Raw genomic sequence first — 25,240 nt, forward strand, 5'->3', positions numbered from 1 at the left:
TCATTCACAGTATCCAAAGGGCCTCCCTTTGTAATAGCAACAAGGGTTTGTGTGCTTTGGCAGGGAGGGAACCCCAAGGACCCTTGGCCCTTGAGTTTCCTCCCCGCACCCCACCCTCCTGAACCCATTTTTAAAGGGTTCCAGAAGCCATGGGGAGCAAAATTATCATATTCATGCTGTTATAGCAGCAATTATGTCGATCATTGCAGGGTGGAAACGCTGAGTTTTTTCGTTTGGCAAGGCGCGAGCTTTTTTTGAAACGGGTGGCTGGACTCTTCGGTCCTGCCCCCTTTCAAAAAAAGTGAGCAACGCCACCAAACGGAATAAAATCAGTGTTTCCTGGGGGAGGGAAACTCAAGGAGTTTGGATCCTTGGGGTTCCCTCCCCCAGTTCACCTAGATATCTAAGTCCTGAACACTCAAGGCATTTCTTTCAATAAACTCGCGGCGTGCTTCCACGCGGTCGCCCATGAGTTCTTCAAAGGCGTCGTCGGCTTCTTCTGCATCGTTAATGGTCACTTGCAGCAGCACGCGGTTTTCCGGGTTCATGGTAGTTACCCACAGTTGTTCCGGGTTCATTTCACCCAGGCCTTTGTAGCGCTGAATATTGATGCCTTTACGGGCTTCTTCAAACAGCAGGCGTTCCACTTCAAACAGGCCTTTGGCCGGAATGGGGGTTCCTTCCTTGCGTTCCAGGGCAAAGTCCAGGCCGCCGCAGTTGTTCACAATATCGGCCCGTGTCTGCCAGCCGCGCTTGTACATGCGTGAACCGAAAAACTCTGGTGCCATGCGGGTGCGGTGCCCACTTTTCTTATCTTCGAACACTAGGCGTACCAGGGGTTCAAATTCCGTTTCTTCAAAACGAACGCTCAACATAAAGCCCTGGGTTTCCACCCATTGAGTAAAGGCGGCAGCTTCTGCTGTTTCCGTAGCAAACCAGGAAGGCTCAATAAGACGGTCATAGCGTAAGAAAGAAAGGAACACCCCTTCAGGGATATCGGCCATTTCCGCATCGCGCATACAGGAGCGTATAAAGGAAATGTCTGCCGTGAGGGTGCGAATGCCGTCGTTTTCAAACACAAAACCGTTGTCAGCCCGAATAATGGTGTCTTTGGTGACCCGTTCCAGCAAATACTTGTTCAGGGTGGGGTCGTCTTTAATAAACTTTTCAAATTTACCAGAATGGGCCCGGTACAGTGGTGGCTGGGCAATGTACAAATAGCCGTTTTCCACCAGTTCTTTATACTGCCGGAAAAAGAAGGTGAGGAGCAGGGTGCGAATGTGCGCCCCGTCCACGTCGGCGTCTGTCATGATAACAATTTTGTGGTAGCGCAACTTGGTCAGGTCAACGTCAGATTCGCCGCCCACAAGGCCAACCCCTGCCCCAAGAGCAGTAATAAGGGCTTTGATTTCCTTGTTGGCCAGCATTTTATCGAAGCGGGTACGCTCTACGTTCAATATTTTACCGCGAAGGGGCAAAATAGCCTGGGTGCCGGGGTTTCTGCCTTGCTTGGCAGAACCACCAGCGGAGTCACCTTCCACGATGAACAGTTCCGACTCTGCGGGGTCTTTGCTCTGGCAGTCTGCCAGTTTACCGGGCAGGGCGTTGTCGGAAAGGGCCCCTTTGCGCCGTACCAGGTCTTTGGCTTTGCGGGCCGCATCACGCGCACGGGCTGCGTCCACGGCCTTTTCAATAATCAGCTTGATGTCTTTGGGGTTTTCCTCAAAGAATGTGCAGAGCTTGTCGTACACAATGCCGCCCACAAGGCCGGCTACTTCGCTGTTCCCCAACTTGGTTTTGGTTTGCCCTTCAAACTGCGGGTTGGGCAGTTTTACGGAAATAACCGCTGTTAACCCTTCACGTACATCGTCGCCGGAAAGAGTCATTTTGTACTTCTTTCCCAGGTCCGAGTTTTTCATGTAGTTGTTAATGGCGCGGGTAAGGGCGGTTTTAAACCCGGCAAGGTGGGTGCCCCCTTCCTTGGTACGAATATTGTTGGCAAAGGTAAGGGTGTTTTCCTTGTAGCTGGCGTTATATTGCAGGGCAAATTCTGCTACAATATTTTGCGATTCTCCATACCCGTAAATGAGGGTGTGAATGGACGCTTCCCCGGCATTAAGGTCTTTCACAAACTGCTCAATACCGCCGTCAAAGCGGAACAGTTCCGTTTCATTGGTGCGCTCGTCGGCGAACTCAATTTCCAGCCCTTTGTTCAGGTAGGCCAGCTCTTCCAGGCGCTTACGCAGCACTTCATAGGAAAATTCAAGGGTTTCGAATATTTCCTCGTCCGGGTAAAAGCGTACGGTGGTGCCGTGTCCGGTGGCCGGGCCAAGTTCCTGCAACGTTTCCTGTGGTACCCCACGGGCATACTTTTGAGAGTATTTTTTTCCGTCGCGGCGTACTGTTACTTCCAGCTTTTGGGAAAGGGCGTTTACGCAAGAAACACCCACCCCGTGTAACCCACCGGAAACTTTGTAGCTGTTGTTGTCGAATTTACCGCCTGCGTGCAGGACAGTTAAAACCACTTGCAGGGCAGGCACCCCTTCTTTGGGGTGAATGTCTACAGGAATACCCCTGCCGTTGTCGGCTACTGAGCAGCTGCCATCAAGGTGCAAACGTACCGTAATTTTTGTGCAATACCCTGCCATGGCTTCGTCGATGGAGTTATCCACCACTTCGTACACCAGGTGGTGCAGGCCGCGGGTATCGGTGCTGCCAATGTACATGGCAGGGCGCTTGCGTACTGCGGCAAGGCCTTCAAGAACGGTAATGCTGTCTGCATTGTAATTGCCGGTTGTATTAGTCGGTTCCTGGGTCATTAAACCTGTTCCTCACTGAACTGGGTGTCATCCAGAATTTTCATGGGCATGATGATAACAAGGTATTCTGCATCATCTTCCCCACGCACGCCGCATGGGCCTTCGCTACCGGTGAGCGAAAGGGTAAGTTTGGCAGAATTGAAATGGTCAAGAAGAGAAAGCAGGTTGTGGGTTGGGAACGCAATGCGCTCCACAGCGCCGTGGTAGGCCACGTCCAGCGTTTCCGTGGCGGAACCCACGTCTTGCCCTGCTGCGGTTAAAATAACCTCTGTAGGGGTCAACTGGAAGTATGTGCAGCGGTTGCTTTCAGTGTTAAAAATAAGAATACGCTGCAAGGCTTCCTGTGCTTCCCCGCGGGAAATTTCCAGGCTGGCCACTTCCGGGGCATCCAAACGGGCCAGGAAGGTGTGGTAGTCCGGGTACTGGTAGGCGGAAAGCGGCAGGCTAAGGCTTTCTTTTTTATCCGTGGTACGCAGGTACAACCGCTTTTCATCCAGGTTTACGTCAATTTCATCAATGCCCAGCCACTTTTTCATTTCATTCAAATATTTTTTCTGAATAAGAATGCCGTTAGGGGGCAACAGGCCACGCAATTCATCGTTGCTAAAGCGTATCATGGCAAACTGGTGGCCGTTCATGCCTGCGGCTTCAATCTTTTCATTGGCAGCGGGCTTTAAAATCATGCAGGCAATAGCTTCCAGGCCTTCTTCACCAATGCAAAAGTTGACGCGGTCAATGAGCTCCTGCAAAAAGTCGCCAGACCACATAACAGCGCCGGATTCTGGAAAATCGGAAAAGCTCTGGAACCAGGTTTTGTCGTTGGTGGGCAGTTTGTATTGGCGGCGACCCTGTTCAATGTGCAGCACTGAAGCGGCTTCATCAGCACGAAGAGTAATTTCACCTGCAGGCAAACGGCGAATCAGTTCTACAAACGCCCTGCCCTGCACGCCTAAAAGGCCTTCCTGCTTAACGGTGGCTGTGTAGCTTCCCCTAAATTCAATATTTGAATCAGTGGAGAGAAGTTCCAATTTGTTGCCTTCAGCCCGAAGCCAAATGGAACGCAGGTAGGCTGCTCCTGTTTTCTGGGGAATGATGCTGGCAGCCTTTTGAAGACCCTCGATGACGTCTTCTTTCTGTATTTGTATTAACATATACTCTCCTTGTAGTAATAAGAGGGTCTGACACTTTGTGCGTAAGTCAGTTTATTGCTTGATTTTATTGATTTTTTAGTGAACATTACAGGAACACTCCCATTGTTCCTATGTGCGTTACCCGTCTTCTTGCATTTCCCCTGCTCGAGTAAGGCACATTTGCTTCAATGTTGACAACTCATTGTGCGTAACATTGTTACTTGCTAGTAATGATTTGATTTTTTTAATGCTGTACACCACTGAAGAGTGGTCGCGGCCACCAAAAAAACGGCCTACCTGCACCAGAGAAAACCCCAGCAGTTCCCGGCACAAATACATGGCATAATGCCGTGCTGTGCAAGCGCTTTGGGTGCGGGCCGTGCCTGTTACCTGCTGTTCCGTTGTTCCGCAATATTCCGCTACACAGCGCACAATACCCTGCGGCGTAAGGCAGTTTTGTGAGCCAAGGGTGCTTATGATGTGTTCAATATCGGGGGTTTCATCCCCCACCAGCAGCTTGTAAGCCTTAATGCGGGTAAGGGTGCCGATAATGGTGCGAAAATCAGTAACGTTCTGGGCCAGGGAAAGGGCTTGCCCTTTGGTAAGACCCAGGTGAAATTCAGTGTTCATTTGCTGCACATACAGGCGGCGTACGTGCACATCCGGCTTTTTCAGTTTTACCACAAGGCCGCTGGTAAGGCGCTGGCGCAACTGGGGTAAAATACTTTCCCGCCCGGCAGGGGAAGCGTCCATGCACAGGGTAACCGCCTTGTTGTGGCGGTACAGCGTGTCCAGGTAGCTGGCAGCCTGTTTTTGCAGGCTGGCTCCGGCATCAAAAAGGCGCTGTGCATCGTCAATAAAATACCCTTGAATGCCCCCAGGGGTGTTTAACCCTGCATTGGCTTTGGCAAAGGCCATGAATTCTTCTGCGTCGCCATAAAACATCTGTAAGGAAGAATAGGCGTTGGTAATGGCATTTATCATGGCTTCCAGCAGGTGTGTTTTGCCGGAACCGCTATGCCCGAACACCACAAAAGGGGTGTATTGGGGCTTGCGGATGTTGGTAACCGCTTCTTTGGCGGCTGCCAGGGGAAAGTCGTTTTTCTTGTTGACCAAAAAAGAAGCAAAGGTGTGGTCTTGCAGGGGTATGCGCCCTGCCACAAAAAGGGCGGGTTGTTGGCCTTCTTCCCCGGTAACCGGGGCGGAATGAACTGCGCCTTGCCCACGGGGGGTGGTTATTTCCGGTTCCCCTGCTTTTTGGTTGGTTTTTTCTGTGTGCTGTATCTGGGTACTTTCCCTTACTTCTGTGCTGCCATTTTGTCCTTCATAGGCAAGGTGCAAGGGGGCAATAACCGCTACGGCGTGCTGTTCAAACTGGGGGCGAATACATTCCTGAAACCAGCGCCCGAAAAAAGAATGTGGGAAGGAAACCCGCAGTTCCTTGTTTTCCGTGTCCAGGGAAAGCAGCAATGGGTCAAACCATTGGGCAAGTGCCTGTTCTTGAAAGAACAGGGCAAGGTGGTCACGCATTTTTTTTTTCAGAATGGTAGCAGTCATACGTAGTGGGAAAATCCAGGATAGGGAAACGCAGATTTTTCCGTTTGGCAGCGTTACTTCACTTTTTTTGAAGCAGTCGAGGAAGAAAGAGTTGACTCGGCCTGTCCTAGACCTTCGGCTTCCGCCCTGCGGGCGGTTCCCAATTCCGCAGGAAAGTGGAATTGTCACTTCAACTTCAAAAAAAGCTCGTGCCTTGCCAAACAAAAAACTGAGCGGTTCCCCAAAAGTTATTCAATCAGTGCTTTCCGGGAAAGCAAGGCAGCAGTCCTTTGCGGGAAAAATGAGCATTCACCAGAGTGTATTTCAATGCACACGGGGCAAATGGTATGGCCTTTGGCAATACCCGTTCATGCCTTGCGAATTAAAGAAAAATCATACCACAAATGGGGGCAAGATACAACAACGCAGGCTGTGAAGATTTAGGAAGAAGATTATGTATTGTATTATTTAAAATTATCGTTAAATAGCATGGGGATAGCCAACATAACTTAAATTTGTCTGTTGGCTGTTAGTTATTGTGTACAGGGTGAGAGTGAAAATGAGCATGGTGAAAAAAAGTGCCCTTCCCTTGGGCCAAAAGCACTGTTGTGAGTATTATGAATAATTTCAAATTGGTAGAAGCAAGGGTGCATTCTCCGGGCCATTGTTCAGGATAACTATATTATTTGAATGCTCCGGTACGCACAAAAACACCCTGAGGAACATTAGCACACGGGCAGTGCAACACTCCCTTGGTGCCGGAATGCAGGGCTGCCACCCGTTCTCCTTTGCTGTTTTCCAGGGCAAACGTACCGGGCTGGAACTCTGGGCGCTGCATGCCGGGCAGCATAAATTCAAGGGGCGTAGTGGTGCTGAGGGTGCCTTTCAGTTCTAGAGCAAATGTGCCGGGGCTGGTTTCTTCCAGCACGCGGGCAGCAATGGGTTTTTCCAGGGCACCTTCCCCGGTGGCGGGAAACTGTTTGCGTTCACCTGGCACAAAAAAGCCTGTGCTTAAAGGGCGGCTGGCGGTGTAGGCCAGTTCTGCCATAAAGGGCTGAGCCACAAAAGGGGCACCCGTGGTAACGGCTGCATGGGCTGCCAGCAGGGCTGTTTTATAGGCGTCCACCACGTGGGCTACATAGGTTGCCCCTTTTACTCTGCCTTCAATTTTCAGGGTATGTACCCTTTGGCGCACAAACCATGGCAGGTAAGGCAACAGGCACAGGTCGTGTGGTGACCAGATGCTGGCATAGCCTTCATTTTCATCCACCGTCCACAAGGCTTCATTTGGGCGTGTTTTTTCCGCAACTGTCACAAAGGGTTGTGGTTCTTCCGCCATGGGGTGGCTTTGTTCGTATGTGTGCTGTGGGCTGCAATGGCCTGCGCAGCCACCTGTGTGCAGCGCCTTGTATTCAAAGCGGCAGGGGTGTGTGCATTGGCCAAGGTTTGCCGGGCGGTTGTTCAGCCAGGCGGAAAGCAGGCACTTGCCGGAAACCGCAAGGCACATGGCCCCGTGCACAAACACTTCCAGTTCCATTCTGCCTGTTACTGCTTTGGCTAGGGTATGAATATTGCGGCAGGTCAGCTCCCGCGCAAGGTTCACCCGTGTAACGCCGCAATCGGCCCAGAACAGGGCGCTTTCACTATTCACCGTGTTGGCCTGGGTGGAAAGGTGAATGGGCACACCAGGGGCATAGGTGCGGGCAAGGCGCAGCACGCCGGGGTCTGCAATAATAAAGGCATGTACCCCGGCGTGGGCGGCCTGTTCAATAACGCCGGGCAAGGCGGCCAGTTGTTCCTGCATGGGCATGGCGTTAAGGGTGTAATACACCTTGGCATTGCTGGCATTGGCAAGGGTCACAGCTTCTTGCAATTCTGCCATGGTAAAGCCATTGGCAGCGGCCCGCAGGTTCAAGGCGGTGCCCCCAAGGTATACAGCGCTTGCGCCGTATAAAAGGGCTGTGCGGAATTTTTCCATGTTGCCGGCAGGGGCCAGCAGTTCCGGCAGGGGCAGTACAGTGTGCGTATGTATGTTGCTAATAGTGTGCATAACTTGCTATTTTGCTGATATAGTATGTTTTTTTGTATGGTTTTGAAATGTGCATAACGCAAGGGCGTGTGCTGTTCTCCCACGTTTCACAGGTCAGGGCAAGGTGCTTTTAGTGCGGCTGCGGGCACAACCATTTGTCCCTGAAAAAAAATTGTGCGTAAGTGTGTGCATAACATGTTTGTAGTGAGTTACTTTATTGTTTCTTCATTGTGCAAAAAAATGTGCATAACTTTATATTATACTAATATTATTTACTTAAATAGAAAATGTGAGTTGGTGTTCTTTCCCATTTCCATGTGAGAAGAGCCATTTCCACAGCCACTGGAAAGTATTGGCAAGGGGCTGTGTATTGTGCATAACACGGTAGAAAACGTGTGCGTAACTTTATACTGAACTGTTATTATTTATTTTTATGAATGAGAGGGAATTCAAATATGCACGTACTCACCATTGAGGTTAGGTTGCATTTTCCCTTGGGGTCATGCATTATTTGCGGGAAAGTCTATTTTTGAAGTGCTCTCATTAACTCGCATCATGGAAACGCGCAGTTATTTCGTTTGGCAAGGTCGGGGACACAGGCTCTGTGCGCAAGCTTTTTTTGAAGCAGGAGTGACAATTCCGCAGGAAAGCGGAATTGGGAACCGCCCGCAGGGCGGGAGCCGAAGGCCGAGGACGGGCCGAGTCAACTCTTCTGTCCTCGACTGTTTCAAAAAACACGTAAAGCCAACGGCAGTCGCGAGCGTAGCGAGCCGTGGAGCGAGGGCGGAGGGAACAGACAGCTTTGCTGGCTGTTCATTTTAACGAAGCCCAAGCAGAAGAAAGTCGCCAAACGGAATAAATCAGCGTTTCCTTAACCCGCCCGTGTGGCAGCAGGCCCATGTATACAGAGCTTGTTATGTACGTATTAGGCACCCTTGTTGCCTCGTTTCTGTGTTCCATGTGGGAGGCAGTGTTGCTCAGCATTAGCCCGGCCTATATGCAAATTGCTCAAAGAGAAGGTACACGCACCGGGCAAATTTTACAGCAGTTCAACCAGAATATTGAAAAACCCCTGGCAGCCCTGCTCACCATGAACACCATTGCTAACACGGTGGGTGCTATTGCGGTGGGGCGCACAGCAATGGGCCTTTGGGGCGATTCTTACCCCACCATTTCCGGCCTTGTGGTGCCTGCCAGCATGACCATTCTTATATTGTTGCTGGGGGAAGTTATTCCCAAAACCCTGGCAGCCAAAAACTGGCGGGCTTTGGTGCCGTTCACGGTGAATGCCCTGTTCATTCTTATGCGGGTGCTGGCCCCCCTTGTGTGGCTGTGCCAACTGGTTACCAACCTGTTCAAGGCCAAAAACAGCGGGAGTGTCTTTTCACGGGCAGACCTTTTGGCCATGACAGAAATTGGTGAGGCTGAAGGCAAGCTGGATGAAATGGAAGCAGACTACATTCACAACCTGCTCAAATTTAAAGAATTGACAGCCAAGGATGTGATGACCCCCCGGCCCGTGCTGCTGTGCGTGCCACAAACGCTTACCTGCCGTGAATTTTATGATACCCAGGAACGCCTGACATATTCCCGCGTGCCTTTGCTGGAATCAGCCAGCAGCGATTCCATTGTGGGCTATGCCCTGAAAGACGAAATTCTGGAACTGATAGTGGATGGTAAAGAAGATACACAGCTTAGCAGCATAAAGAGGAATTTGATTTTTGTGCTGGAAGACTGCACTATTTTCAGCCTGTTCCATACCTTTATTGAAGGCCGGGAACACCTTGCCCTGGTGGGGGATGAATATGGCAGCACCCTTGGGCTGGTAACCATGGAAGATGTGTTTGAGACGTTGCTTGGGGAAGAAATTGTGGATGAAACCGATACGGTGGTGGATTTGCAGGCGCATGCCAAGGAAAAGTGGAAGGGGAAAGGGGATGGTTTAGGGAGAGGATAAGAGCGGAGCGGATGAAATGAAATAAAAGAAACTACAAGCTGGCGCAGCGGCACACCGCAAAATACTTCGTGTTTCCACCTCTTACCAAAACGGAAGGGGCGGCACGCCGCACAAAACTAGTAAGCCCCCCTCTTACAAATATACTCCCCCCCACCCCCCGTTTGCTATTTTCCCCATAAATCAGTAAAGTCTTGCCAACCAAAGCTATCCGGAGGTCCACATGAAGCGCTTTCTTTCCAGCATTACGGTGTTACTCAGCCTGGCCCTTGCCGTGCCCACGGCCCACAGTGCAAGCACCATCAAAATAGGCCTTATGGCCCCCATTACCGGTGCTTTTGCCAGTGAAGGCAAAGACATGCGCGCCATGGTGGAACTGCTTGCCGAAGAGCTGAACAAGAAAGGGGGCATTAACGGCACCCCTGTGGAAATTGTGGTGGAAGATGACGGCAGCGAACCACGCACCGCCGCCAACGCCGCAAACCGCCTTGTTTCCAAGGGTGTGAACCTGGTTATTGGCACCTATGGCTCAGCCGTGACCGAAGCTTCACAAGATATTTATGATGAAGCAGGTGCTGTGCAAATTGCCACAGGGTCCACTTCCGTGCGCCTTACCACTAAAAAGCTGCCCAACTTTTTCCGCACCTGCCCGCGCGACGACGAACAGGGCCGCGTGGCTGTTGCCACCCTGAACAGCCTTGGGTTTAAAAAAATTGCCGTGCTGCACGACAACTCTGCTTACGCCAAGGGCCTTGCCCAGGAAGCCAAGGCAGAAATTGAAAAAGACAAGGGCCTTTCCCTGGTGTTTTTTGATGCCCTGCAACCCGGCGAGCGCGATTACACTGCCATTCTCACCAAGCTGAAAGGCGTAAACCCCGACGTGATCTTTTTCACCGGGTATTACCCGGAAGCGGGCATGCTGCTGCGCCAAATGCATGAAAGCAAGTGGAAAGTGCCCCTGGTGGGCGGCGACGGTGCCAACAACATTGACCTTGTGAAAATTGCAGGTGTTGAAGCTGCCGCAGGCTACCGCTTCATTTCCCCGCCCATGCCCGGCGACCTGAACACCCCCATCGCCAAAAACTTTCTGGAAGCCTACATTGCCAAGCACGGCGCACCCCCAAGTTCCATCTGGTCTGTGGTGGCGGGCGATGCCTTCAACGTGCTGGCAGAAGCCATTAAAAATGTGGGCACCAAGCCCGCAGATGTTTCCGCTTTCCTGCACACAAAGCTGAAAGACTATGACGGCCTCACAGGTAAAATTTCCTTTGACGCCAAAGGCGACCGCGTAGGCGACCTTTACCGCCTGTATGAAGTGGATAACCAGGGCAGGTTTGTCTTGAAATAGTTCATACCGCTCTGCTTGCATTTATTGCTCCAGCATGCCAAAACCTCTTTGGCCTGCTGGAGCAACCCCTTTTGAATGGGGAGGCTCTGCCTCCCCACCCCCCTCCGCCAAGGGCATGATGCCCTTGGAACCCGCATCACCGTTTACTTCCCCGCGTAGCGGGAAAGTAAACGTAAATGGGGGGTCAAGGGGAATCATTCCCCTTGCAGGGGTTGGGGGACAGCGTCCCCCAATAAAATTTACTTTTGTTAGGAATGGTTATGGAAGAATTTTTACAGCAGCTCACCAACGGCCTTGCGGTGGGGGGTATTTATGCCCTTATCGCCCTGGGCTACACCATGGTGTACGGTGTGCTCCGGCTTATTAACTTTGCCCATGGCGACCTGTTCACCCTGGGGGCCTACCTTGGCTTTACCCTGCTTGCCTCCTTCGGCCTTTCCGGCGTTATTGGTGGGCTTGCCGGGGCAGGGCTTTTGGTGCTTATGGCCCTTATTTTTGTGGGCCTTGTGGGCGTTATGCTGGAACGCGCCGCCTACCGCCCCCTGCGCAATTCCGACAGGCTCTCTGCTGTGGTTTCCGCCCTTGGGGCTTCCATATTTTTGCAAAACGCCATGATGCTGCTGTATGGCGCACGCCCGCAGGTGTACCCGGTGCGCCTGCTGCCCACGGCTTCCTTCATGCTCATGGGGGTGGAAATTCCCTTTACCCGCGTGCTGCTGTTCAGCTCTTCTTTGGCGCTCATGTTCCTGCTGTTCTGGTTTATTAACCGCACCCGGGTGGGGGCAGCCATTCGGGCTGTTGCCATTGACCAGGGCGCGGCAAAACTGGTGGGCATTGATGTGAACCGCATCATCTCCCTGGTATTCCTTATTGGCCCTGCCCTTGGCGGTGCTGCCGGGGTAATGGTGGGCCTGTATTACGGGCAAATTACCCACGACATGGGCCTGAACTATGGACTGAAAGCCTTTATTGCCGCCATTCTTGGGGGCATTGGCAACATTCCCGGTGCCATGCTGGGGGGCCTGCTGCTGGGGGTTATTGAAGCCCTGGGCACAGCCTACTTTGCCGTGGGCTGGAAAGACGCCTTCGCCTTTTTGGTGCTTATCCTCATTCTTATTGTACGCCCCACTGGCCTTTTAGGCGAAAGAGTAGCGGATAAAATATGAGCAGCATCACCAGTAATCGGTTGTTTTTGCCTGTTTCCGGTGCCATCTTTTTCCTGTGCATGGCCCTGCTGCCCCCGGTGCTGGGCAGTGCCGGGCTTGAAGGCGGCGGGCGCTACCACATTGGCGTGCTTAACGACATTGGCCTGTATGCCCTGCTGGGCCTTTCCCTGAACATTATTCTGGGGCAGGCCGGGCTGTTCAACATGGGGCACGGGGCCTTTTACGCCATGGGGGCTTACACCACCGCCATTTTAAACACCGTGTACGGGGTGCCCATTTTATACACCCTGCCCCTTGCCGGGGCCATTGCCGCTTTTTTTGCCTACCTCGTCACGCGCCCCATTTTGAAATTGCGGGGCGACTACCTGCTGGTGGTGACCATTGGCATTGTGGAAATTGTGCGTATTTCCCTGATGAATGATGTGTTTGGCATGACAGGCGGGGCCAACGGCATTGCAGGCATTGCCCGGCCAGAACTGTTCGGCTTTCGCCTTGTCAGCCCGGAGCACTTTTTCTATCTCATCTGGGGGTTTGTGGCCTTTACGGTGCTGCTGTTCCGTATGCTGGAAAATTCTCGCTTTGGCCGCGCCCTGTATTACATTAAGCACGACGAGCTCGCCGCTTCCGGCAGTGGCATAAACACCACCCATTACAAGCTTGTGGCCTTTGTGGTGGGGGCGTTTTGGGCGGGCATGGCAGGCACCCTGTATGCCACTAAAATGAAGTTTATTTCCCCGGTGGCCTTTTCCTTTTCCGAATCGGTGCTGCTGTTCGCCATTGTTATTTTGGGCGGGGCTGGCAGCATTCCCGGCGTTATTCTGGGGGCCTTTTTGCTTATTGGCCTGCCGGAACTGTTCCGTGAACTGGCAGACGCCCGCATGCTGGTGTTCGGCCTTGCCATGATGGTAATGATGATTGTACGCCCGCAAGGTATTTTACCCCTGCGCCGCAGGGTGTATAACGCGGCAAAGCAGGTGGGTAAATACGCTTGCGCCATTGGTACCCAAAAGCTTGCGCCGCCTGCCCCAGAACCTGCCACAGACACCACCACACCGCCTGCCCCACAAAAAGGCACAGGGGGCGCAGCATGAACAACCTGCTTTCCCTGAACAACCTCATTAAAAGCTTTGGCGGGCTCACTGCCGTGGCGGGTGTTTCCTTCAACGTGGCGGAAAAGTCCATTGTGGGGCTTATTGGCCCCAACGGGGCGGGCAAAACCACGGTATTTAACCTGATAACAGGCAACTACCGGCCCGATTCAGGCAACGTTATTTTTGCCCGGCACGACATTACCAAAACCCCCACCCATGAAATTGTCAGCAAGGGCATTGCCCGTACCTTCCAGACCATTCGCCTGTTCCCGGAAATGACAGTGCTGGAAAACGTGCTGGCAGGGTGCCATTGCCGCATGCGGGCCGGGGTGCTTGCCTCCATGTTCCACACCCCGGCCCAGCGCCGGGAAGAGCGTTCCGCCATTGAAAAAGCCATGCGGGAACTGGCTTTTGTGGGCCTGGACGACCAGTATGCAAACCTGGCCAAAAACCTTTCCTACGGCAACCAGCGCCTGCTGGAAGTGGCCCGCGCCCTTGCCACAGAGCCGCGCTTTCTTATTCTGGATGAGCCAGCAGGGGGCATGAACGACCAGGAAACCGCCGACCTTATTGGCCTTATTCAGGCCATTCGCAGCCGGGGCATTGCCGTGCTCCTTATTGAACACGACATGCACTTGGTCATGCAGGTGTGCGAAAAGCTGGTGGTGCTGGAATACGGCGCTGTGATTGCTGAAGGCACCCCGGCAGAAATAAAGGCCAACCCACTGGTAATTAAGGCGTATCTTGGTTCAGAAGAATTAGACTAAGGAAACGCTGATTTTTGGGGCGGCTCTGCCTCCCCAAACCCCTCCGCCAAGGGCATGATGCCCTTGGAACCCCACATCAGCGTTTACGTTTCCGCTGCGCGGGAACGTAAACGCAAATGGGGGTCAAGGGGCGTCACGTCCCTTGCAGGGGGGGTGGGGGACAGCGTCCCCCAATAACATTCAAGGAATATCGCATGTCCAACAGCATCACAGAAGCCACCGCCACCCCGTACCTGACCTTGCGCGACCTGCGCGTGAGCTATGGCAGTGTGGAAGCGTTGCATTCCATCAATATTACTGTGAATCAGGGTGAAATTGTCACCATTCTGGGTGCCAACGGCGCAGGCAAAACCACCACCCTCATGTCCATTAGCGGCCTGTTGCGCCCAACCCATGGGGAAATTCTGTTCCAGGGGGAAGCCCTGCACACCCTGCCCCCCCACGTTATTGTGCAGCGCGGCATTACCCAGTCGCCGGAAGGGCGGCGGGTGTTTGGCACCATGAGCGTGCTGGAAAACCTGCAACTGGGGGCATACACCCGCAAAAATGCCGATGAAGCCGCCAAAAATCTGCAATGGATTTTTGAGCTATTCCCCCGGCTGGAAGAGCGGGCCAGCCAGCTTGCTGGCACCCTTTCCGGCGGGGAACAGCAAATGCTGGCCATTGGGCGTGCCCTTATGGGGTGCCCCCGCGTGCTGCTGCTGGACGAACCCTCCCTTGGCCTGGCCCCCATTCTGGTGCAGTTTATTTTTGACACCATCAAGGCCATTAACAAAACGGGCATGACCGTTATTCTGGTAGAACAAAACGCCCGTGCTGCCCTGAAGCTGGCAGACAGGGGCTATGTGCTGGAAGTAGGCAAGGTTGTGCTGGAAGACACCGCCCCCAACCTGCTGGCCAACCCGGAAGTGCAGAATGCGTACCTTGGCGGCCAACGCGACTAGGGAAACGCTCATTTATTCCGTTTGGCGGCGTTGCTTGCTTTTTTTGAAGAGGGGCAGGGCAGAAGAGCCCAGCCCGCTCTTCAAAAAAAACATCGCGCCTTGCCAAACGAAATAACTGAGCGTTTCCTATATCCGCTTGGAGGGAGTGTCAATTCTGCAGAAATAAGCCCACGGAGAGCCGAGTCAGCTCTTCTGTCGGTGCAGTTTCATTATAGCCGACGGCAGTCGCGAGCGTAGCGAGCCGTGGAGCGAGGGCGGAGGGAATAGACAGCTTTGCTGGCTGTTCATCTCAACGCAGCCCGAGCGGAAGAAAGTTGCCAAACGGAATAAATCAGCGTTTCCTTAGCCCCTGTTGCTTTTTGCCTGCCTATGCTATGCTGCGCATACAGGCAAAAGGCCCATTGCCCTTGCCGTGCCCATAGTGTGGGCGAGAGGGTGGCTATTTATTGTGGGCCACACAGGAGATTGTGCCAATGACCTCCGTGAAACAATACCGCGCACTGCGCAAGCAATATCTGCAATGGGCATTTTCCCCGCAAGGGGAAGTGGCCTTGAAGGCCAGGCTTATGCTGCTGCGCCATTTACTTTCCGGCTGGCCCCGGCGGTCACGTTCTGTCTTGGTAATGCACGCTGGCAGAAGCGCATTCCCTGAGCTGTTGTACGACTGCGGCTTTACTGTAACGTGCCAGGAAGACGACCCCACACAGTACAACCGCCTGTGCGAGCAAAACAAAAAGCATTTGCCTTGCGTGCTGGCTGCTCCAGACCATTTACCCTTTGAAGACCGCTCCTTCGATTTTACCGTGGCTATTTCCGGCATTGAATACTGGCCCGACCCGCTTGCTGTTCTGGGTGAAATTGGCCGGGTCAGTTGCGGCGGCTGCATTTTGCTTTTTGCCAACAAACTTTCCCTGTTCTGGCTTGAAACCCTGTTTGGGCAGAAGCGCCGCACGCCTCTGCCTAGCCCACCACAATGGGCATTGCCAAGGCACGTTCGTTCCTTGGCCACCCAGGCGTTTGGGGCACGGACAATGACATTTGCCTCCGTACTGTATGGCCCTGGCAACGTGTGGCCTTACAGCCTGAAAAAAGACATTGCCCTTGTTTCCCCCTTGCCCCTGGGGGCGTTTGCCGGGCTGCGGGTAGACTTTGCCCCCATGGCCACAGGCACAATGATGCCTGTGTGCATTGACACAGCTATTTCTTCCGCAGAATAACTGCGGCACAAGCTGTGTTGACGGTTGTTTTTCAGAGTATGCTGTGCGGCAAGGCGGCACAGTACCGTTTGTTCACTGGCGCATTCAGGAAAGGAGAAGAGCATGGGCGCAAGCCGCATTACCCGTGGTATACTTATTGGTGGCTCACTTGGCGCGTTTAGCGCCCTTATGGGCGTAAGTGAAAGCATGTTCATGGCAGTGGGCGTGGGGATGATTGCTGGCCTGCTGGCCGGGCTGACCATGCAACGGCTGGAGAATAAGCGGCGAGGGAAGTAAGGTGGAGTACTGGATTATTTGCAGGGGGTAGGCGGGAGGCTGTGCGGCGCAAGCGCCACACCATTGCTCTTTTCACTTTATTCATCCGCTCCGCTAGGGTCAGGGGGCCTTCGCCCGGCCCCCTAACAACCCCAGGCGCTTGGGGCTCTGCCCCAAGACCCCGTTTAGGTTACGGCTCGCGCTCAGTAGATTTGTTTCGCTCACTCGAAGACTCGTACGCTGCACAAATATATTCGCGCGGGAGGGCACCGTGCCAAGTGAGAGTGAGACAGTGTATGACAGACAACTTTCCCCACAGGCTTTGCCACATAAGGCAATTGCTACACTGGCAGCAAGCGGCACAAAAACGTAACGCACTTCGCATGAGCAGAGGGGCGCAACAAAGCGCACATAAGACGGGGGAGAATCGAAAAATTATCTGTACGGTGCGGCGAAACGCCGCCTTGATTTTTGAATGACACAGCCTTGTATGGCACTATTTTTTACTGCACTTTCATCATCTGAGAAAAGCCCACTCACTCATACAAAGAGTGGTGGTAATCTCACCGCTTCCCTTCGCTATAGTGATTACCCTTTGTAGCAACGCTAATGAACTCCCCCATCCTTCAATAGACGAGCGTACCCATAGCTCCACCAATGTAAGCGCGCTTTGTTGCGCCCGCTTACCCATACGATGTGCGGTTTTTTGATAGCCACTTTCCTTTGATTCGCCAGTTACCCTGTGCGGCGCAGCATATTATTACGGCAAGCTAGCCGAAACTCATATCGCTCTAGCTTGGCACAGCGGTTTCCCCGCGCGAATATGTTTGCGGGCGTCACGAGCGCAGCGAGTTAGCGTAGCAAACATTTTGAGCGCGGGCCGTAACCTAGCGGGTCACGGGGTGCAACCCCGTGGGTGTGGGGTTGTCAGGGGGCCGCACAAGGGCCCCCTGACCCTAGCGGAGCGGCAAACTAAACAAAAAACACAAGCTGGGGCGGCGGCACGCCGCATGAAACACCGCAGTCCCCTTCTTCCAACAACTTACCCCGCCGCAGCCACAACCCGCACCAGCCTTGCTACATCAGCAGCCTTCAACCCATACAGCGCGTCCAGAAAATGCGGTACAAACGTCCCTGGCCCATCGGCCTTACGGGCCGCTATGCTCCCCGCTGCTGCCATAACCGCCATGGCACTCATGGCGGCAAGGCTGCCGTCTGCGGCTGTGGCGGCAAACGCCCCTGCCAGGGCAGAAGCTGTACACCCCATGCCGGTTACCCGGCACATCAGGGGGTGGCCCCCTTCCACCTGGAATACCCCGCCGCCGGGTTGCACAATAATATCTACCACGCCACTAATGCACACGGTGCAGTCATGCCGGGCTGCCAGCACCCGCGCGGCCCCAAGGGCACTGTGGGAAAGGGCGGTGCTGTCTACCCCGCGGGTAGTCCCCCCTTCTCCGGCAAGGGCCAGCACTTCTGAAGCATTCCCCCGTAGCAGGCACCCTTTGGCAGCCCGCAGCAGTTCCAAAGCGGTGTGGGTACGGTAACGGCTGGCCCCGGCCCCCACAGGGTCAATAACAACAGGAATGCCCCGGCTTTGGGCTGTTTTGAGGGCCAGGTGCATGGCCGCCACCCAGGCAGGGGAAAGGGTGCCAATGTTCAGCACCAGGGCAGAAGCAATGCCGGCAATTTCTTCAACCTCTTCCTGGGCATGGGCCATAACCGGGGAAGCCCCCAGGGCCAGCAGGGCATTGGCTGTGTGCTGCATGACCACAAAATTCGTTATGTTATGTACTAAGGGCGCGGCAGCCCGCACTTTGGCAAGCTGTTCACCCACAAGCCCTACAAGACCGCAACTCATAGTGTGCTCCTTTTTGGTGTATGGGGAGTTCATGAACGGAAATCAGCGTTTCCCCCAAGTAAAGGAGAAAGAGAAGCCCTTGTCAAGCGAAACGCTAGGGCTTATATTCCCTGTTTGCCTCAATGCGTAAACACCCCTTCGGGCATTGTTACGGTGCAAAAGGGCAAGAGCTAGGGAACCGCTGAGTAATTGGTATTTTGGAAACGTGTAGTTATTTCGTTTGGCAAGGCGCAAGCTTTTTTTGAAGCAGGAGTGGACTCTTCTGTCCTCGACTGTTTCAAAAAAATGCAGCAACGCAGCCAAACGGAATAAATCAGCGTTTCCCTGGAAGAAAAACGCACATGGCTTCATGCCGGGCGCACATACCACCTATGGCGCACGACCCGCCACACTGGCGGAAAACATGCCTCCCATTGCCCCACGCGGAAAACTTCTGCGCAGGCAGCATGGGCCCCGGCAGTGCCGGGCATGGCACAAAGGAACCACCAATGCTTTCCAAAGGGCCTCATATATCCATCGACGCTGAAAGCCTCGTTCCCCGTATCCTGCATATTCCTGAAAAAGAATTTGCCCGCTGGCCTGAAGCGGTGCGCAAACTGACTGTGGAAATTGCCTCAGAGCTGTTCCTGGTACGTTACAACCCCTTTATTGCTCCGGAAACGGTGCGTAAAAGCGTGCGTGAATGTTTTGCTGCCTCCCGCCACGGTCTTGCCCTGCATTATGCCACGTGCCTGGAAGAAGGCATTACCATGTTCTGGAGTGCCCATGAAAGCGACTTGGCCTTCAAAAAAGAAATCATTGCCCGCCTTGCCCAGGTGCTGCCCAAAGAAGCAGTGGATACAGGCAACTACGCCGTGGTGGATAATGCCACCGACTCTACCGACCTGCGCCTGGAGCTGCCCCTTTTGGTGGTAACCCCGGCCACGGCGGAACAGGTGCAGGCCGTGGTGCGCCTTGCCAATGAAATGCAGTTTTCCCTGGTGCCCCGTGGGGGCGGTTCCGGTGCCACAGGCGGGGCTGTGCCTGCCCGCAAGCGCAGCGTTATTCTTTCCCTTATCCGCCTGAACAAAATTACGGAAATAAACCCCCAAGAACGTACCATAACCGTGCAGGCCGGGGTTATTACCAACGACGCCACCCTGGCGGCTGCCAAGCACAACCTGCTGTTCAGCGTAGACCCTGCCTCCAAGCTGGCTTCCAGCATTGGGGGGAACATTGCGGAAAACGCTGGCGGGCCGTTGTGCTTTGAATACGGCACCACCATTGACAACGTGCTTTCTTACCGCATGGTGCTTCCCACCGGGGAACTGATTGAAGTAACCCGCAAGGACCACCCCCGCCGGGCCATTGCCCCGGAAGATACCGCTGTGTTTGAAGTGCGCGACCTTTCCGGTGGCCTGCGCAGTGTGGTTACCCTGCCTGCTTCTGTCATTCGCACCCCCGGCCTTGGCAAGGACGTGACCAACAAAGCCCTGGGGGGCCTGCCCGGAATGCAAAAGGAAGGCACTGATGGCGTGATTACCGACGCCACCTTTATTTTGCATGAACAGCTCCCGTACAAGCGGGTTATGGTGCTGGAATTTTTTGGCCGCTCCATGGAAAACGCCGTGCTGGTGGTGACAGACATTGTGGCCCTGCGCAACGACATTCGCCGCCGGGGCGACCTTGTAAAAATTACGGCCATGGAAGATTTTAACATCAAGTATGTGCAGGCCATCGATTACCAGCGCAAGTCCACCCAGTATGAAGGCGACCCCATTTCCGTGCTTATTGTGCAACTGGACAGCAACAGCCAGGACGCGCTTGATGAAGCGGTGGGCCATGTGGTGCAAATTTGCGAATCCTACGACAGTGTGGATTCCTTTGTGGCCAAAGACGACAAGGAAGCTGAACACTTCTGGGAAGACAGGCACAAACTTTCCATGATTGCCCGGCGCACTTCCGGCTTTAAAATTAACGAAGACGTGGTTCTTCCCATTCAGGGCATTCCGGAATTTGCCTTGTACCTGGAATGGCTGAACCTTGAATACGCCGCGCGGGCCTACCGCACCGCCCTGAAGGCCGCAGGCAACCTGCCCGGCCTGCCGGAAGAAGATGACCGCATTCCGCAGGAACTGGCCTATGCTGCCCGCATTATTCAGGGTGAAGTGCACATGGCAGACCTTTCTGATGAAGAATTGTTCCTGCACGCCACCCTGTTCCTGCGTTCCTTGAGCGAAAGTTACCCGTCACTTTCCGGTAAGTTTGCCGAAATTGCGGACCATATGGTGCAAACCCGCATTAGTGTGGCCAGCCATATGCACGCGGGCGACGGCAACTGCCACGTAAACATTCCTGTAAACTCCAATGACCCGGTGATGCTGGCCAATGCGGAGCATGTGGCCCATTTGGTTATGGCCAAGGCCCAGGAACTGGGCGGGGAAGTAACAGGGGAACACGGCATTGGCATTACCAAAATTGCCTTCCTTACTGAAGAAAAAATGAATGCTTTTATTGAATACAAGCGCCTTGTGGACCCGCGCAACGTGTTCAACCCGGCAAAGCTTACCCAGCGTGAACTGCCTGTGGCCCCGTTCACTTTTTCCTTCAACCGCCTTATTCAAGATATCCAGCAAAGCGGTCTGGCAGACAAAGAGCGCCTTATTTCCCTGCTGGCCAATATCCAAATGTGCACCCGCTGCGGCAAGTGCAAGCAGCACTGCCCCATGCATGCGCCGGAAGCTGGCCTAACCTACTACCCGCGCAATAAAAACCTGGTTCTGGGTGCACTTATTGAAGCCATTTACTACTCCCAGGTAAACACAGGCAAGGTAGACCCCTTCCTTATGGCTGAACTGCGCCACCTGATGGACTTTTGCACCGGCTGCGGCAAGTGCATGACAGCCTGCCCGGTGAAAATTGCCTCGCAGGAAGTGGCCTTAAGCATGCGCGGCTACCTGGAAGATGAAGGCCAAGGCGGCCACCCCATCAAGTCGCGGGTGCTGGGCATGGTGGCCCAAAACCCCTCTGCCCGCATTCCGCTTATGGGCAAGCTGGCTTCTGTGGGGCAGCGTGTGCAAAACAACCTGTTGCCCATGGTGCCTGCCTCTGTTCGCAGCCGGTTTACCAACCCCATGTTTGCTGGGCGCGGGCCCCAGCCCGGCTACCGCAACCTGGGGGAAACACTGCATTTGGCTGAAGGCACCCTGTTTGTGCCCGAAGGCACCGTGCAAGGCACTGTTCTCTACTTTCCCGGGTGCGGCGGCTCCGTCTTTTTCCGCCACATTGGCCTTGCCGCAGTTGCCTTGCTGGTACAGGCTGGGTATGCCGTGGTATTGCCGGAAAAGCACCTGTGTTGCGGCTACCCCCTGCTGGCCTCAGGTTCGCACGAGGCTTTTGCCATGAACCAGGACAACAACATTCGGGCGCTACGCGCGCTGGCGGAAAAAGCCGCAGACAAAGGCTTTAGCATTGAGTATGTGCTTACTTCCTGCGGTTCCTGCCGCGACGGTATGGAACGCCACTTTGTGCCTGAAGTGTTCCCCCCGGCTCAGGGGCACAAGGTGGCGGTGAACGACGTTGCCTGGTTCCTGTTGCAGCACCACCCCACCCTGCCACAGTGGCAGGAAGCACACCCCCAGCATGGAATGGAACAAGCAGGGCAGGCCGAACAAGCCGCACAACAAGTGCCACGGCACATGCTGTACCACGCGCCTTGCCACGCGGAAGTCCCTGGGATGCATAAAATCAAGGCAGGCGGGCAATACGCCAAGGCCATTGGCACCTTTTTTGGCAACAAGGCCACCCTTTCCCCCGGTTGTTGCGGGGAATCGGGCCTGGGGGCCATTACTACCCCGGAACTGTACAATAAAATTCGGGCCAAAAAGTCTGAACGGCTGGCCACAGAACTTGCTACCCTGCCGGAAGATGCCCCCATTGTGGTGGGCTGCCCTTCCTGCAAAATGGGCCTTACCCGCATCCTTATGGGCCAAGGGGCCAAGCGCCGCGTGCTGCACACCCTGGAACTGATGGCCGAAACCCTGTTCGGCCCAGCCTGGAAGCACACCACACGCCGCACCCTGCGCGGGACAAAAATGCAGGACGGTATCCGGCTGGTGAATATGGGCCATGTGCCGCCGCCCACTGCCGACGATGAAGAGCGCGACGATAGCGCCGATGAGTAAATATTATTGGGGAGGTTCTGCCTCCCCAACCCCCTCCGCCAAGGGCATGATGCTCTTGGAACCCCCCATTAGCATTTAGCTTTCCGCTTTACGGAAAGCTAAATGCTAATGGGGGTCAAGGGGAATCATTCCCCTTGCAGGGGGTATGGGGGACAGTGTCCCCCAATGCAATTCTTACAATGGTGCTTATTCCATGAGACTTTTAGCTATCGACTACGGGCAAAAGCGCACGGGACTGGCTGTGGGGAGCGCGGCGGGCACGCTGGCGTTTCCGCACAGCACCCTTGCCATGCGCGGCAAAGATATTTTTTTTGCCGAGCTGCTTGCCGTGGCGGAGAAGGAAAACGTGCAGGGCTTTGTTGTGGGTTTGCCCTTGCGCAACAATGGGGAAGAGAGTGAAACTACCCGGCAGGTGCGCAACATGGTTGGCCGCCTATACCGCCGTAGCCCTTTACCAATTTTTCTGATAGAAGAGGCCCACAGTTCCCACGAGGCAGAAGCACGCCTGCGGGAGCTGGGCAAAGACCCCCGAAAAACTAAACATCTGCTTGATCAGGCCGCCGCAGTTATCATACTGGAATCATTTCTTTCCTTGCCACCTGATAAGCGCATACTTTATGAGCCAAACACCCCCAATACATGAACCCGTCAAGGGGCTGCCCCCGCTGAAAAAACGCCGCCTGTGGCTGCGCGTTTTGCTGTTGCTGGTAGCCCTGGTAGCTTCTGCCGCCCTGTATGTTGGCCTGGACGCCTACCGCTTTCTCACCTCCCCGGCTTCCCTCACCCCGCAAGAAGTCATTATCAGCATTGATGAAGGGGCTACTTTTGACCGTGTGGCCTGGGATTTGAAAAAAGCCGGGGTCATTACGGACGTTCCCCGCTTCCGCCTGCTGGCCCAGTATAAAAAAAGCCTGGGCAAAATTCAGGCCGGGGAATTTAGCGTGAGCACGGGCTGGACGCCGGAACAGGTGCTTATCCAACTTACCTTGGGTAAGCCTCTTTTGTTCAAACTGCGCCTGCGTGAAGGCCTTACCCTGTGGGAAACAGCTAATGCTGTGGAAGAACAGGGCTTTGCCAAGGCAGAACACTTCAAGGAAGTGCTGCATGACCCGGAATTTTTGCGCCAGCACCACATTCCCTTTGCCACGGCAGAAGGGTTTTTGTGGCCGGAAACGTACCTGCTGCGCAAACCCAAAAAAATGGACAAAGCCCAGGCCCGCGCTGTGGCAAGCCTTTTGGTGAACACCTTTTGGGCTAAAACAAAACCTTTGTGGACGCAATTGCCTGCCAGGGAACCTTCTGAGGTGCCTGCCCAGCCAAAATCCACCGTGAACAAGGCGGTCACGGCAGTGGCCAATGCGACTGTGAGCGTTGTGGCAGATGCCATGCAAGGGGCTATTAATGAAAGCGCTTCCAATGCCACCCAACAGGCCACGCAAGACATAGCCCAAGACGCCGCCCAAAGCCCCCTGCCCCAGGGGTCTTTGCAAACTACTGCCGCAGGAACGACCCAGGCAGGAGCGACAAACGGCACCGCAACTTCGGCCACCGGGCCAGCAGGGGCATTTGGCGAAAATACCGACAAAGACGCGGAAGAGGCTGCGGCCCAAGCCCAAACAACCCCGCAGCAAGTGCACGGAGTTTCCCCTGAAAAGGCCCTGGCTGATGCAGACAGTAAAGAACAGCCCAAAGCTGCGCCGCGCCCCATGGCGCCCCCAAAGCCGGTGCATCCTTCACAAATAGAAAAAAGTGCCCTGCACCACCTGCTTATTTTGGCTTCCCTGGTGGAAAAGGAAACCGCCATTCCTGCGGAGCGCCCTGTGGTAGCGGGGGTATATGCCAACCGCCTGCGCATTGGTATGCTGTTGCAATGCGACCCCACTATTCCTTACGGCATTGGGGAAGAATTTCGTGGCCCCATTCGCCGTTCCCAGTTGCAGGACAAGAACAACCCCTACAACACCTACCAGCACCCAGGCCTGCCCCCTGGCCCCATTTGCTCTTCCGGCCTTGCGGCCTTGCAAGCGGCCCTGGCCCCTGGGAACCATAAATATCTGTACTTTGTTGCCACCGGTACAGATGGCGGTCACGTTTTTAGCCGGAATCTGGCAGAACACAGCCAGGCCGTGCAGGCATACCGTAAAACTCAGGGAAGGTAACCATGCCTGCACATTCCCCCACCCATACCACAGGGAACGCCCCTTCAACGGCTGAACAGGCAGCGCCGCAAGCCGCTGAACTGTGCGCCCGCTGTTCGCGCATGGGTAATTCCTGCTGTGTGGCAGACCGTAAAGAGGCACACCTGTTTTTTCCCCTTTCCCAAAAGGAATGGGAGCGGTTGCAGCCCTATGCCCACCTTACGGTGCTGGACCATGCCACCCTGGAACGCCAGAAGCCGGAAGAAGACTGCATACGCCAAAGCGTGGCCAATAGCCCGGAATTTTTAGCTTCCATGGGGCGCATGTTCCCGGCCCATGGACACCGGTTTGAAGCCCTGTTCCCCGTTCCAGGCAAGCACTTTCATATTGCGGTGCGCCACAATGGGGAATGCGTCTTTTTGGGGGAGGAAGGGTGCGTGCTGCCAAGGGAAGTTCGCCCCTGGTACTGCCTGTTGTTCCCAAACTGGGTGCATGGCAACTCCCTGACCAATTTCGTGCCAACCCACTGCCTGGTGACCCAAACCGGGCAATACAGCATGAGTATTTGCCGCCTGCTGGGTACCACACCGGAAGAAGTACGACGGCTGTTTGCGTGCCTGTGTGAAGACTGGGGCTTAGTTTCTAAATAGGGTTGATTTTTCATTGGGGGACGCTGTCCCCCAACCCCCTGCAAGGGGGGTGACGCCCCTTGACCCCCTTTTGAGGGGTTGCAACTTACCCTAAAGCCGACGGCAATCGCGAGTGTAGCGGGCCGTGGAGTGAGGGCGGAGGGAACGGGCAACTTGGCTGCCTGTACATCAT

Annotated in this window: 17 protein-coding genes; 12 read left to right on the top strand and 5 right to left on the bottom strand. The window is 54.5% G+C overall.

What is annotated here, in order from left to right; all coding sequences use genetic code 11:
- Positions 1 to 395: 395 nt before the first annotated feature.
- From gyrB to G497_RS0103010, 4 genes are all read right to left on the bottom strand, one after another.
- Entirely contained in the window at positions 396 to 2,819 is a 2,424-nt protein-coding gene (gene gyrB / locus G497_RS0102995) for a DNA topoisomerase (ATP-hydrolyzing) subunit B (protein ID WP_027187033.1), read from the bottom strand.
- Positions 2,819 to 3,970, bottom strand: a complete 1,152-nt coding sequence (gene dnaN, locus G497_RS0103000; protein WP_027187034.1) for a DNA polymerase III subunit beta — start codon at positions 3,968 to 3,970, stop codon at positions 2,819 to 2,821. The genes gyrB and dnaN overlap by 1 nt, the downstream gene beginning before the upstream one ends.
- Before the next feature lie 117 nt (positions 3,971 to 4,087).
- Positions 4,088 to 5,506, bottom strand: coding sequence for a DnaA/Hda family protein (locus G497_RS0103005; protein WP_027187035.1), 1,419 nt, complete (start codon positions 5,504 to 5,506; stop codon positions 4,088 to 4,090).
- 661 nt (positions 5,507 to 6,167) lie between these two features.
- Positions 6,168 to 7,535, bottom strand: coding sequence for a peptidase U32 family protein (locus G497_RS0103010; protein ID WP_051257774.1), 1,368 nt, complete (start codon positions 7,533 to 7,535; stop codon positions 6,168 to 6,170).
- Between the two features lie 877 nt (positions 7,536 to 8,412).
- On the opposite strand from G497_RS0103010, the gene G497_RS0103015 reads away from it, so the two are divergent.
- The 8 genes from G497_RS0103015 (at position 8,413) to G497_RS20310 (ending at position 16,277) form a co-directional block, all read left to right on the top strand.
- Positions 8,413 to 9,471 (top strand): CNNM domain-containing protein, encoded by a 1,059-nt coding sequence (locus tag G497_RS0103015; protein WP_027187037.1) that lies wholly within the window; start codon positions 8,413 to 8,415, stop codon positions 9,469 to 9,471.
- Between the two features lie 220 nt (positions 9,472 to 9,691).
- Positions 9,692 to 10,816, top strand: coding sequence for an ABC transporter substrate-binding protein (locus G497_RS0103020; protein ID WP_027187038.1), 1,125 nt, complete (start codon positions 9,692 to 9,694; stop codon positions 10,814 to 10,816).
- Positions 10,817 to 11,076: 260 nt separating this feature from the next.
- On the top strand, positions 11,077 to 11,982 hold the full coding sequence (locus G497_RS0103030; RefSeq protein WP_027187039.1) for a branched-chain amino acid ABC transporter permease: 906 nt from the start codon (positions 11,077 to 11,079) through the stop codon (positions 11,980 to 11,982).
- A complete protein-coding gene (locus G497_RS16445) occupies positions 11,979 to 13,073 on the top strand; it encodes a branched-chain amino acid ABC transporter permease (RefSeq protein WP_051257775.1) in 1,095 nt (364 codons plus the stop codon). Before G497_RS0103030 ends, G497_RS16445 begins: the two co-directional genes overlap by 4 nt.
- On the top strand, positions 13,070 to 13,840 hold the full coding sequence (locus G497_RS0103040) for an ABC transporter ATP-binding protein (protein ID WP_027187040.1): 771 nt from the start codon (positions 13,070 to 13,072) through the stop codon (positions 13,838 to 13,840). The genes G497_RS16445 and G497_RS0103040 overlap by 4 nt, the downstream gene beginning before the upstream one ends.
- A 194-nt stretch (positions 13,841 to 14,034) precedes the next feature.
- Positions 14,035 to 14,784, top strand: a complete 750-nt coding sequence (locus G497_RS0103045; protein ID WP_051257776.1) for an ABC transporter ATP-binding protein — start codon at positions 14,035 to 14,037, stop codon at positions 14,782 to 14,784.
- Positions 14,785 to 15,257: 473 nt separating this feature from the next.
- On the top strand, positions 15,258 to 16,001 hold the full coding sequence (locus tag G497_RS0103055; RefSeq protein WP_027187042.1) for a methyltransferase domain-containing protein: 744 nt from the start codon (positions 15,258 to 15,260) through the stop codon (positions 15,999 to 16,001).
- A gap of 102 nt (positions 16,002 to 16,103) precedes the next feature.
- Positions 16,104 to 16,277 carry a hypothetical protein gene (locus G497_RS20310; protein WP_027187043.1) on the top strand — a complete coding sequence of 58 codons (174 nt, stop codon included), beginning with the start codon at positions 16,104 to 16,106 and terminating at the stop codon, positions 16,275 to 16,277.
- Positions 16,278 to 17,298: 1,021 nt separating this feature from the next.
- Here G497_RS20310 and thiM read toward each other — a convergent pair.
- Positions 17,299 to 18,117, bottom strand: a complete 819-nt coding sequence (gene thiM / locus G497_RS0103065) for a hydroxyethylthiazole kinase (RefSeq protein ID WP_034636328.1) — start codon at positions 18,115 to 18,117, stop codon at positions 17,299 to 17,301.
- Between the two features lie 488 nt (positions 18,118 to 18,605).
- On the opposite strand from thiM, the gene G497_RS16450 reads away from it, so the two are divergent.
- From G497_RS16450 to G497_RS16465, 4 genes are all read left to right on the top strand, one after another.
- On the top strand, positions 18,606 to 22,280 hold the full coding sequence (locus G497_RS16450) for an FAD-binding and (Fe-S)-binding domain-containing protein (protein ID WP_051257777.1): 3,675 nt from the start codon (positions 18,606 to 18,608) through the stop codon (positions 22,278 to 22,280).
- Between the two features lie 193 nt (positions 22,281 to 22,473).
- Positions 22,474 to 22,923, top strand: a complete 450-nt coding sequence (gene ruvX, locus G497_RS0103075) for a Holliday junction resolvase RuvX (RefSeq protein WP_027187045.1) — start codon at positions 22,474 to 22,476, stop codon at positions 22,921 to 22,923.
- A complete protein-coding gene (gene mltG / locus G497_RS20855) occupies positions 22,898 to 24,439 on the top strand; it encodes an endolytic transglycosylase MltG (RefSeq protein WP_051257778.1) in 1,542 nt (513 codons plus the stop codon). Before ruvX ends, mltG begins: the two co-directional genes overlap by 26 nt.
- 2 nt (positions 24,440 to 24,441) lie before the next feature.
- Positions 24,442 to 25,068, top strand: a complete 627-nt coding sequence (locus G497_RS16465; RefSeq protein WP_051257779.1) for a hypothetical protein — start codon at positions 24,442 to 24,444, stop codon at positions 25,066 to 25,068.
- Positions 25,069 to 25,240 lie beyond the last annotated feature (172 nt).

This window comes from Desulfovibrio cuneatus DSM 11391 (assembly GCF_000430005.1).
Lineage (GTDB): Bacteria > Desulfobacterota > Desulfovibrionia > Desulfovibrionales > Desulfovibrionaceae > Frigididesulfovibrio > Frigididesulfovibrio cuneatus.

Excerpts from the sequence above, each read along its gene's own strand:
- G497_RS0103015 (WP_027187037.1), top strand. The coding sequence starts at position 8,413 with ATGTATACAGAGCTTGTTATGTACGTATTAGGCACCCTTGTTGCCTCG.
- G497_RS16445 (WP_051257775.1), top strand. The coding sequence starts at position 11,979 with ATGAGCAGCATCACCAGTAATCGGTTGTTTTTGCCTGTTTCCGGTGCC.
- G497_RS20310 (WP_027187043.1), top strand. The coding sequence starts at position 16,104 with ATGGGCGCAAGCCGCATTACCCGTGGTATACTTATTGGTGGCTCACTT.
- G497_RS0103010 (WP_051257774.1), bottom strand. The coding sequence starts at position 7,535 with ATGCACACTATTAGCAACATACATACGCACACTGTACTGCCCCTGCCG.
- mltG (WP_051257778.1), top strand. The coding sequence starts at position 22,898 with ATGAGCCAAACACCCCCAATACATGAACCCGTCAAGGGGCTGCCCCCG.
- G497_RS0103030 (WP_027187039.1), top strand. The coding sequence starts at position 11,077 with ATGGAAGAATTTTTACAGCAGCTCACCAACGGCCTTGCGGTGGGGGGT.
- thiM (WP_034636328.1), bottom strand. The coding sequence starts at position 18,117 with ATGAGTTGCGGTCTTGTAGGGCTTGTGGGTGAACAGCTTGCCAAAGTG.
- G497_RS16450 (WP_051257777.1), top strand. The coding sequence starts at position 18,606 with ATGCTTTCCAAAGGGCCTCATATATCCATCGACGCTGAAAGCCTCGTT.
- gyrB (WP_027187033.1), bottom strand. The coding sequence starts at position 2,819 with ATGACCCAGGAACCGACTAATACAACCGGCAATTACAATGCAGACAGC.
- G497_RS0103055 (WP_027187042.1), top strand. The coding sequence starts at position 15,258 with ATGACCTCCGTGAAACAATACCGCGCACTGCGCAAGCAATATCTGCAA.
- G497_RS0103045 (WP_051257776.1), top strand. The coding sequence starts at position 14,035 with ATGTCCAACAGCATCACAGAAGCCACCGCCACCCCGTACCTGACCTTG.
- G497_RS0103020 (WP_027187038.1), top strand. The coding sequence starts at position 9,692 with ATGAAGCGCTTTCTTTCCAGCATTACGGTGTTACTCAGCCTGGCCCTT.
- dnaN (WP_027187034.1), bottom strand. The coding sequence starts at position 3,970 with ATGTTAATACAAATACAGAAAGAAGACGTCATCGAGGGTCTTCAAAAG.
- ruvX (WP_027187045.1), top strand. The coding sequence starts at position 22,474 with ATGAGACTTTTAGCTATCGACTACGGGCAAAAGCGCACGGGACTGGCT.
- G497_RS0103005 (WP_027187035.1), bottom strand. The coding sequence starts at position 5,506 with ATGACTGCTACCATTCTGAAAAAAAAAATGCGTGACCACCTTGCCCTG.
- G497_RS16465 (WP_051257779.1), top strand. The coding sequence starts at position 24,442 with ATGCCTGCACATTCCCCCACCCATACCACAGGGAACGCCCCTTCAACG.
- G497_RS0103040 (WP_027187040.1), top strand. The coding sequence starts at position 13,070 with ATGAACAACCTGCTTTCCCTGAACAACCTCATTAAAAGCTTTGGCGGG.